The sequence below is a fragment of the Methanolobus profundi genome (assembly GCF_900114835.1).
GTDB classification, from domain to species: Archaea; Halobacteriota; Methanosarcinia; order Methanosarcinales; family Methanosarcinaceae; genus Methanolobus; species Methanolobus profundi.
The window spans coordinates 23,765-30,594 of the sequence record NZ_FOUJ01000009.1; the positions used below are offsets into that span (position 1 = coordinate 23,765).

General features: G+C 46.6%; 7 protein-coding genes. 1 reads left to right on the forward strand and 6 read right to left on the reverse strand.

Annotated elements, in window-relative coordinates:
- The first annotated feature begins 89 nt into the window (after positions 1-89).
- Positions 90-1,436, forward strand: coding sequence for an APC family permease (locus BM008_RS14405; protein ID WP_091938270.1), 1,347 nt, complete (start codon positions 90-92; stop codon positions 1,434-1,436).
- Between the two features lie 94 nt (positions 1,437-1,530).
- On the opposite strand, the gene BM008_RS14410 is transcribed toward BM008_RS14405, so the two are convergent.
- The 6 genes from BM008_RS14410 to BM008_RS15035 form a co-directional block, all read right to left on the reverse strand.
- The gene (locus BM008_RS14410; protein WP_091938272.1) at positions 1,531-1,737 is read right to left on the reverse strand and encodes a hypothetical protein; all 207 of its coding nucleotides are present in this window, start codon (positions 1,735-1,737) and stop codon (positions 1,531-1,533) included.
- A gap of 2 nt (positions 1,738-1,739) precedes the next feature.
- Positions 1,740-3,065, reverse strand: coding sequence for a DNA-packaging protein (locus BM008_RS14415; RefSeq protein WP_245748070.1), 1,326 nt, complete (start codon positions 3,063-3,065; stop codon positions 1,740-1,742).
- Positions 2,989-3,423 carry a hypothetical protein gene (locus BM008_RS14420; protein ID WP_091938274.1) on the reverse strand — a complete coding sequence of 145 codons (435 nt, stop codon included), beginning with the start codon at positions 3,421-3,423 and terminating at the stop codon, positions 2,989-2,991. Before BM008_RS14420 ends, BM008_RS14415 begins: the two co-directional genes overlap by 77 nt.
- A complete protein-coding gene (locus BM008_RS14425; protein WP_091938276.1) occupies positions 3,399-4,628 on the reverse strand; it encodes a site-specific DNA-methyltransferase in 1,230 nt (409 codons plus the stop codon). The genes BM008_RS14420 and BM008_RS14425 overlap by 25 nt, the downstream gene beginning before the upstream one ends.
- A gap of 31 nt (positions 4,629-4,659) precedes the next feature.
- A complete protein-coding gene (locus BM008_RS15030) occupies positions 4,660-4,836 on the reverse strand; it encodes a hypothetical protein (RefSeq protein ID WP_177188104.1) in 177 nt (58 codons plus the stop codon).
- Positions 4,833-6,830 (reverse strand): TOTE conflict system archaeo-eukaryotic primase domain-containing protein (locus BM008_RS15035; protein ID WP_177188105.1); only part of this gene is annotated, 1,998 nt, incomplete at its 5' end. The genes BM008_RS15035 and BM008_RS15030, both read right to left, overlap by 4 nt.

Genomic DNA, 6,830 nt, shown 5'->3' on the forward strand with positions numbered 1-6,830 from the left:
TAACTTCAGAAGCACGTGCAAAATCGATAGTTGAAAGATTAGTCGTTGCCAGTTACTATTTAGTTAAGTTACACTCGACCTGAGGCAGCATGACAAAACTCGAAAGAACAATTACCCTAAAAAAAGGCATAGCTCTTGCGACGAGTATGCTTATTGGGTCAGGTATCCTTGCACTTCCCGGTCTGGCCATTAGCATAGGAAATGTTCATGAAGTTATACTCGCATGGCTCCTTATAACTTTCATAACCATTCCAAGAATCCAGATCAGTTCCAGACTCGGCCTTAGATTTCCTTCAACTGCCGGTATTGCGACTTATGTTGAAGAAGCGGTTGGAACAGGAGGCAGATATTCAGTTTCTTATCTTGTAAGTGGATCTTATCTTTTTGGACTTCCTGCTATTGCTTTTATTGGAAGCGAATACATGCAGGAATTATTTGGTCTTTCCGAATTTGGAAGAATGCTCTGTGCAATCATTATTATAAGTCTAATGTTCGTTTCAAACCTTGCTGGTATCAGATTTATCACCTTTCTCAACTACCTGTCAATAACTGTACTGTTCTTGCTATTAGGATTGATTATTGCTTTTAACTATGATTTTGTAGGTTCCGGACTACAAATTGCCGGGGAAGCTTTGACAAAACAAGCAATTATTAACCCATCTGCCATCTGGAACGTCACTGCCTTGCTTTTCTGGGCCTTTCTAGGTTGGGAAAATCTTTCCTTTTCCCTTGGAGAAATTAAGGAACCAGAAAGAAATGTATCCCGGATATACTGGTTGAGCTTTGTTCTGGTTGCTGCTATCTATATGTTAATAGCCCTGATAACTGTAGGAGCCAGTGCAACAGGCATTTCCCTTAATGGTGCTGCAGGTCTTTCCAGTCTTGTTCTTTACATTCCAAACGGAAAATTACTGATAGGACTTATAATTATAGTCCTTGCAGCAAACGCATGTTCCTGGAACTTTACTGCCAGCAGATTAATCTATGCATCTGGTAATTCAGGTGTTTTTCCTGCCGTCTTTGGAAAACTCTCAAAAAAGATGGTCCCTCTTACCAGTCTTATTGCACTGTATGCCCTGTCAGTTTCACTAATCACAGGGTGCTACCTCTTCAAAATACCCATTGAGTCAATGATGTTACTTGTGAACCAGAACTTCATTTTCCTCTGTGGATTTGTCATAATAGCATACTTGAAAACAGAGGATGGATGGCAGAAATGGATATTTGCAGTCCTCTCATTTTTGTCATTGAGCTTTCTTGCATCAGGATTTACATGGAAAGTCATCTACCCTGTTTTTCTGATAGGACTGGGATATTTTAGGTTTATCACAAAAAGAGAACATACGATGACATCCAAAACAGTAGATCCACAGTCTGGAAAGAACCACGTAATCTTAGAAGAAACTATGAATCATCCTGTAACTTCAGAAAAATGAAATCATTCTTCACCGTGTTTCCAAAATTCAGAGTATCTTTTTTCCAGGATACCTATATCCCTTCATTAAAGCGCAATGCATCTTATCCAAACCTCTACAGCAACTTCTTCAGTTTCAGTTTTTCAATCACAAGTTCTGCTGTCTCTTCCACCTGCTTCTCCCTGAGATCGTTCTGCATTTTTGAGTAATACTCCGCAATAAAGTCCACTGCCTGGCTCTTGTTGCAGTCCTGCTCTTTCATCACCCGGTGAAGTACTGCGGTCGTATTCTTGCTCACTGTTGCATAGAGTTTTGGTCTCATAATTACCTCGGTCTTGTTTTGATAAGTGCTGACATGTTCAGTTTCTGCGGTCCATACCTTGATTTGCTAAGTTCCGATAACGCCCATACAAGTGCATCCACCCTATCCGGGCTACTTCCTTCTCCTGGAATCCAATCACACATTTGGTCCTCGAGTGCAGGGAAGGATCCTACGTGATGAACCTTACCCTGCTCATAAAGAGCACTGATAGGCTCGGCCCTGGTCTGCTTTCCCCTGCTGGCCCTTACTGATCTGTAGGAAACATTGGGATCGATCGTCCGGAGCGTATACTCCACGAGCTCTCCTCCGTTGTTCACTTCCCCGATAACCCTGTCAGCAGAGTGTTTGTAGTAAGCTGCAATGATTTCCTGAGCCCACTTCTTCGGTGTTGCATGGATTGTATAATCTCCCAGGACATAGTACTCTCCACGCTCATCGGCAGCTGCAACAACTATGCCGGTGTCCGCTGAAGCTTCGTTGGATGTAACTGCTGGATCCACACCGACCACGATGCGTAGGAGATTGGGAACTTTCGACACCCTTGCATCCTCTATCATCTGTCTGGTCCAGAGTGCATCAGGGTTGTCGTCCAGTATCTCCGCATTGAGCTCCTGTCTTCCCAGTCTGGTTCCTTCGTATCTACTGATTATCACATCGATGAAGGCTGGAGCCAGGTTGGACAGGTTCTCGTAGGTGGATCCTCTGGTCACATGGGTACTAGCATCATTCAGTATGCTTTTGACAAGCGGAATAGGTCTCGGTGTTGTGGTGATGGCAGCCCTGGGATCATCTCCCAGCCTTAGACCAAACTGCAGCATGTCCCAGGTTTTTTCCGGGTACTTCCAGGCAGCTATTTCGTCACACCAAGCAGTGTCGTGCTGTGGACCTCTCAACCTGTCCGGCTCCTCTGCACTGAAAAGCAAAGCAATCGCACCGTTGGGCCATGTAAGTCTTCTTTTGGAAGGCTCATAGACAGGTCGATTCCATGGTGGAGATACCGACAGTATGCCGGATTCTCCTTCAACCATGGTATCCCTGGCATCTGCAGCCGTTGGGGCTACCAAGGCTATCCTGCGAGCCTTGCCTGACTCTACCCTTTCCCGAATCCATTCACCCCCACAGCGGCTTTTACCGAAACCTCTTCCCGCGAGCAAGAGCCAGTATTGCCAGTCACCTGCAGGAGGGAGCTGATTAGGCCGGGCCCAGAACTTCCAGTCGTATTCCAGTTGCTGGATCTCGTCATCGCTAAGGTCACTCAGGATCTTCTGCCGTTCTGACTCTGGCAGCAATGCTATTGATTCTGCCAGTGATCTTCTCTCGTGTTTCATCTATGTTTATCTCGACGTTGTTCTGGGTCATATTGATCTCAACATCCCGCTTGGCAAACTCTGTAGGACAACTGCGCTCAAGCCACCAAGCCGCAGCCTGCCATGACTTGCTTGCTGCTTTCTGGATGATAGCAACATTCCTGGCAACGGCTTCTGCTCTGGCCTGTTTGACCCGGAGGTAGAAATCGCGGTACTGACCCGTTGTTGCCAGTTCTCCACGTTTCATCCAGTCGTAATAGGTGACAGAGGCAATCCCTACGGCATCACAAGCATGGATCACAGGAACCCCGGACTTGAGGAGTTTGATCAGCGGGTCGGATATATCAATCATCTTTATGCTGCCCTTTTTTCTTCCCATGTGAAATCCTCTCCATTCCGTTTTAGTTCACGGTTGCCGGTCAGGTTGACATATCTTTGAATTATGACATCGGCATACCGTGGATCGAGCTCGCTTGTGTAACAGACGCGATTGAGTTGATGTGACGCAATTAGTGTCGTGCCGGAGCCTCCAAACAGGTCCAGCACAATTGCTTTCTGCTGGGATGAGTTGCTGATGGCATTAGCAACAAGGGACACCGGCTTTGTGGTTGGATGAAGCTCTGAAGCAGAGGGCCTTTCGAATTCCCAGAGGTCGGACTGTTTCCTGTCCTCCACCTGACACAACCTTGGAGCACCGTCCTTCCAGCCATACCATATTGGTTCATACTGGGTGTGGTAATCCTTCCTTGAGAGGACAAGCCTGTCCTTGGCCCAGATGATCGTGCTGCTCCAGTGGTAATTGTTCTCTTTCAGGGAAAGCATCATGTTTCCCCATTCCTGGGCCGACATCACAACGTAGGTCGGACATCCGTCCTTTGAGAACTGGTTCATGCAACCGAAACTTGCCAGCATGAAGTCTTTGAAGTCCTCTGTTTCCATTGCATCGTTGAGAATGCTTCTCTGCTTCCAGCGAGGATTCTTCGTTGCACCATAGTTCACATTCCAGGGAGGATCCGTGAACACCATGTCGGCTTTTTCCTCACCCATGAGCTTGGCCACCTGGTCCGGGTCGGTGCTGTCGCCACAAAGCAACCTGTGACCACCAAGTTCCCAGATATCTCCAGGAACCGTAACAGCATCCTCCGGAACCTCCGGTGGTTCATCCTCAACGACCTCAACCGTTGTTATCGATTCAAGCAGACTATCCACATCATCCAGCGTGTAACCGATTGCTTCAAAGTCGAAGTCCGGGATCTCTGCAATCTCATTCAGCAGCTTTGCCAGAGTTTCAGCATCTGTCTCTGCCAGTTCAGCCAGCCTGTTATCGGCGATGACGTAGGCCACAGCCTTCTCGTATGGAAGGTCGAGGGTTATTACGGGAACCTCGGTAAAGCCCAGCTCAAGGGCAGCCTGGAGCCTTGCGTGGCCTGCTACGACCATCTTATCGCCTGTGATGAGGATAGGGTTCGTCCATCCGAACTCAGACATTGACTTCTTAAGTGCAGACATCTGATTCTCAGGATGTCGTTTCGGGTTGTCAGCAAAAGGTTTCAGTTCACCGACTGGAATAGTAATGACTTGCATTTTTCGTACCTTTTTTGAATGTTAGAAATATCTATCTTTTTTTGTCTGTTTTTTCTGCCACAGGTATCCGGGATAGCTTGATCTTCGTTCCCATGACCACTTTCATAACCTCACCACATTTGGGGCAGGTGACCTCATCAACCGGTTCTGTGATGAAGATCCTCCCTTTGCAGTTGATGCATAAACGGGATACTGGAGTGAATGTCATTGTGCCTCCTTACAATCGAACCTATCGCAGTTCTCGCAGTTCATGTACTTAGGACATCTTTCAAGCAAGGTTTCCCTGGGCCAGACATTGAACTCTCTTTCAATGATCTTGGTGACGTGATACTCTGTTTTCCCATGATCGAAATCTGCTTGACCTTTGAACAGATCGATGAGCTGTTCCTTGTCCGTCATACCGAAATTGTAGAACTCCCGAACTATGGCCACTCGCATCTTATTGCCCTGATCACCGGTCAGGTCCTTTTCAAGTGCTGCCAGAATGCATGGCCTTACTCCGTTGAGCTTTACGTTAACAGGTTTCACTGACCTGCTTCTGTTCTTTCGTGTCTTCGGGATCTCAATGTCTGAAATGTCATAGACCGCAATGTCCATGGTCTCACCTTCCCACCCATGAATAGAGGAGAATACGTTGTGTTTTCTGTGTAATGCAAAAGGCAACTTCACAAGGTTGCCATACTGATTATTTTTATTCCAGGTCCTTTGTTTGGGATTCACCTCGCCATCGAAACCTGCCTCCTTTGCAATTGCATTGGCAAAGTAGTAGGCTTTCTCAACCTCCACCTCTTTTATGAACAACCACACATGGTACGAATGAGGAGAACCAGATGATTCTACCAGGTATTTTAGCTGCATACGGTCCAGGAAGGATGTCAGGTTCTGCAGGTCATCCTCGGCCTTTATCTCCTTTTGAATTACGTCCTCTTCTGTATCATCCTTTTTCCTGTGAGCATCAACATCGAAACATATCCACTTACAAGTTCCTTCCTTGCTTGTGGAATAAGCACCGATGGTGATCTTGCCTGCAATATGATTCTCGATGATCGTGTCAGTTATTGGAACAGCAACCCGGAAGTATTGTGTTCCGTTAACATTCTGTTCTGCAAAAGTATCGAAGCGGTTGATAAGATAGTTCTTGATCAACTCGGACTTCGAACAGTCTAAAACCAGTCCAACTTTTTGCCATAAACCCCCTATAATATAATTAATAGGGGCTTTTTGGCAAGATTCTGGATTCAATTTTAAGGTTGCAGAAGATTTTTTAAAAGGTTTGTGTCTTTTTGCTGTTTCCAGCATTTTCTCAAAGCTCCTACACAATATGATCTTTGGAAATGTAATCGCATTTCTATCTGCCACTACCTTGACCTTTTTCTTTTGTCCGTTCTTACCAGGTCTTATCTCAACCGTTCTTCCAAACCCCCATGTGACAACGTTCGCACATTGTTCAGCACTGCAGCCAAGGGCAAACACCAGACTCGGAACCTTACCTGCAGGATCTTTGACCCGGGACCACGCCTGCCAGGTATCACAGTGCATGGCCTCCTCTCGCAGGATAAGGGACTCTTCTTTTGTTTTGCATATCGCATCAAAGGAATTGCTCGGCTTATCAGCCACACCTACAGCGATCATTACCCTGGAATCGGAGGAAACACCCATCATTTCAGGAGCCTTGTAATAGGTCACCTCGTGTGGATGTCCGAAAACCTCCAGCTCTTTCTTAAGCTCCATAGCCTCAGCTATGCTCAGTGTAATGATGGTGCAGTCTTCATCCCCGTACAGAGCAAGCAGGGTGCTTATCCTGTCCAATATCTCGTGTTTCTTGTTGTACCGGGAGTTCCTGCCGATAGACCCATACTTCTTCGAATCTGCAAGGATAAGCATCTTCGAGTTGGTTTCCATGGGGTCCCCTCCTGTTCCGAAGGTGATGTCGTGTGGACGTGTCTTACCCATGAAATACTGGTCATAATCATGACTGCAGATGGTGGCCGACGTTAGCAGTGTGCGTTTGGCTTTGTTCTGAATGCTCATGATAAAGGACCGGAGCATGTCAGTGAACAGCCGGTCCACTGCGACCATCATTATCTTGATGGCTCCCCGGTCACGTATTCCATGTATCACTACCTGTTCGCTCATGACGATGTTCATTACCTTGTACAGGTCAAGCACGTCGAGCATGGACAGATCATAATCTTTCCTGGT